General features: G+C 47.4%; 1 rRNA gene. It reads left to right on the forward strand.

The window, feature by feature from the left end:
* Positions 1 to 381 precede the first annotated feature (381 nt).
* Positions 382 to 3,270 (forward strand): 23S ribosomal RNA (locus GQR44_RS19560).
* Positions 3,271 to 3,283: the final 13 nt, after the last annotated feature.

The following is a 3,283-nucleotide window of genomic DNA, read 5'->3' on the forward strand; positions in this document are numbered from 1 at the left end:
TGTTTTTAACACTGCTCTTTAACAATTAGGAAAGCTGATAAATGTTCTTATTTATCGCACAAATACAATGACTTCTCTTGTGAATAACAGGATAAGTTGATTGGTGTGATAGGTAAAACGAAAATGTTTAATTCATTAAATTGAATTAAACGAGTTCTCAGCATGTAAATTAACTATTCGTAGTTAAATTAGATGCTGTAATCAAGCAAAATAAAAAGCACATTACATGNTACATGAAAATGTAATGAGTACGTATCTACTCAATCGTAAGATTGATAGGTGCACGAAAAACGATTGTTTTTCATATGTAAATATGAGTCACAAGCGTCTTGGAAACAACATGCAATTCTAAGTGGTTTTAACACTATTTAGGTGTTGTATGGTTAAGTGAATAAGCGTGCACGGTGGATGCCTAGGCAATTAGAGGCGATGAAGGACGTGGTAATCTGCGATAAGTCCAGGGGAGTTGATAACAAGCGTTATATCCTGGAATTTCCGAATGGGGCAACCCGGCACTTAGTGTCATCGTTTAGTGAATACATAGCTAAGCGAAGCAAACGAGGGGAACTGAAACATCTAAGTACCCTTAGGAAAAGAAATCAACCGAGATTCCGAAAGTAGCGGCGAGCGAAATCGGAACAGCCCTTAAGCTGTTTAAAAGTTAGTGGAAGGCTCTGGAAAGTGCCACGGTACAGGGTGATAGTCCCGTACACAAAAACTTCTTTACAGTGAAAACGAGTAAGACGGGACACGAGAAATCCTGTTTGAATATGGGGGGACCATCCTCCAAGGCTAAATACTCCTAATTGACCGATAGTGAACCAGTACCGTGAGGGAAAGGCGAAAAGAACCCCTGTGAGGGGAGTGAAATAGAACCTGAAACCGTGTACGTACAAGCAGTAGGAGCGGATTTATTCCGTGACTGCGTACCTTTTGTATAATGGGTCAACGACTTAATTTCAGTAGCAAGGTTAACCGTTTAGGGGAGCCGTAGGGAAACCGAGTCTTAACTGGGCGAATAGTTGCTGGGATTAGACCCGAAACTTGGTGATCTAGCCATGAGCAGGTTGAAGGTTGAGTAACATCAACTGGAGGACCGAACCCACTAATGTTGAAAAATTAGGGGATGACTTGTGGCTGGGGGTGAAAGGCCAATCAAACCAAGAGATAGCTGGTTCTCCTCGAAAGCTATTTAGGTAGCGCCTCATGTATCACTGTTGGGGGTAGAGCACTGTTAAGGCTAGGGGGTCATCCCGACTTACCAACCCTTTGCAAACTCCGAATACCAACAAGTGCAATCATGGGAGACACACGGCGGGTGCTAACGTCCGTCGTGGAAAGGGAAACAACCCAGACCGCCAGCTAAGGTCCCAAAGTATATGTTAAGTGGGAAACGATGTGGGAAGGCTTAGACAGCTAGGAAGTTGGCTTAGAAGCAGCCATCTTTTAAAGAAAGCGTAATAGCTCACTAGTCGAGTCGGCCTGCGCGGAAGATTTAACGGGGCTAAACATATCACCGAAGCTGCGGACGCATATTTATATGCGTGGTAGAGGAGCGTTCTGTAAGCCGTCGAAGGGAAAGCTGTAAGGCATCCTGGAGGTATCAGAAGTGCGAATGTTGACATGAGTAACGATAAGGGGGGTGAAAAACCTCCCCGCCGGAAGACCAAGGGTTCCTGTCCAACGTTAATCGGGGCAGGGTGAGTCGACCCCTAAGGCGAGGCCGAAAGGCGTAGTCGATGGGAAACGGGTTAATATTCCCGTACCCTTTATTATTGCGATGGGAGGACGGAGAAGGCTAGGTGGGCCTGGCGATGGTTGTCCAGGTTCAAGTATGTAGGTGGGAGACTTAGGTAAATCCGGGTTTCTACTAACACTGAGATACGATGTCGAGGTACTAAGGTACTGAAGTCATTGATGCCATGCTTCCAGGAAAAGTCTCTAAGCTTCAGATAATAAAGGATCGTACCCCAAACCGACACAGGTGGTCAGGTAGAGAATACCAAGGCGCTTGAGAGAACTCGGGTAAAGGAACTAGGCAAAATGGTACCGTAACTTCGGGAGAAGGTACGCCTCCGACGGTGACGTCCCTTGCGGATTGAGCTGTTGGAGGCCGAAGATACCAGATGGCTGCAACTGTTTATTAAAAACACAGCACTCTGCTAAATCGTAAGATGACGTATAGGGTGTGACGCCTGCCCGGTGCCGGAAGGTTAATTGATGAGGTTAGACTTAGGTCGAAGCTTTTGATCGAAGCCCCGGTAAACGGCGGCCGTAACTATAACGGTCCTAAGGTAGCGAAATTCCTTGTCGGGTAAGTTCCGACCTGCACGAATGGCGTAATGATGGCCATGCTGTCTCTACCCGAGACTCAGTGAAGTTGAAATCGCAGTGAAGATGCTGTGTACCCGCGGCTAGACGGAAAGACCCCGTGAACCTTTACTATAGCTTAGCAGTGAACTTAGAGCCTACATGTGTAGGATAGGTGGGAGGCTTTGAAGCGTTGTCGCCAGATGACGTGGAGCCAATCTTGAAATACCACCCTTGTATGTTTTGAGTTCTAACCATGGCCCCTGAATCGGGGTTTGGGACACTGTTTGGTGGGTAGTTTGACTGGGGCGGTCTCCTCCTAAAGAGTAACGGAGGAGTACGAAGGTTGGCTAATCACGGTCGGACATCGTGAGGTTAGTACAATGGTATAAGCCAGCTTAACTGCGAGACAGACACGTCGAGCAGGTACGAAAGTAGGTCATAGTGATCCGGTGGTTCTGAATGGAAGGGCCATCGCTCAACGGATAAAAGGTACTCCGGGGATAACAGGCTGATACCGCCCAAGAGTTCATATCGACGGCGGTGTTTGGCACCTCGATGTCGGCTCATCACATCCTGGGGCTGAAGTCGGTCCCAAGGGTATGGCTGTTCGCCATTTAAAGTGGTACGCGAGCTGGGTTTAGAACGTCGTGAGACAGTTCGGTCCCTATCTGCCGTGGGCGTTTGAGAATTGAGAGGAGCTGCTCCTAGTACGAGAGGACCGGAGTGGACGAACCGCTGGTGTTTGGGTTGTCATGCCAATGGCATTGCCCAGTAGCTACGTTCGGAATCGATAACCGCTGAAAGCATCTAAGCGGGAAGCGAGCCTCAAGATGAGTTCTCACTGGAACTTTAAGTTCCCTAAAGGGCCGTTGGAGACTACAACGTTGATAGGCAAGGTGTGTAAGTACAGTAATGTATTGAGCTAACTTGTACTAATTACCCGTGAGGCTTAACCATACAACACCTAAGT

It is taken from the genome of Psychromonas sp. SA13A, assembly GCF_011378715.1.
In the GTDB taxonomy this organism is placed as follows: domain Bacteria; phylum Pseudomonadota; class Gammaproteobacteria; order Enterobacterales; family Psychromonadaceae; genus Psychromonas.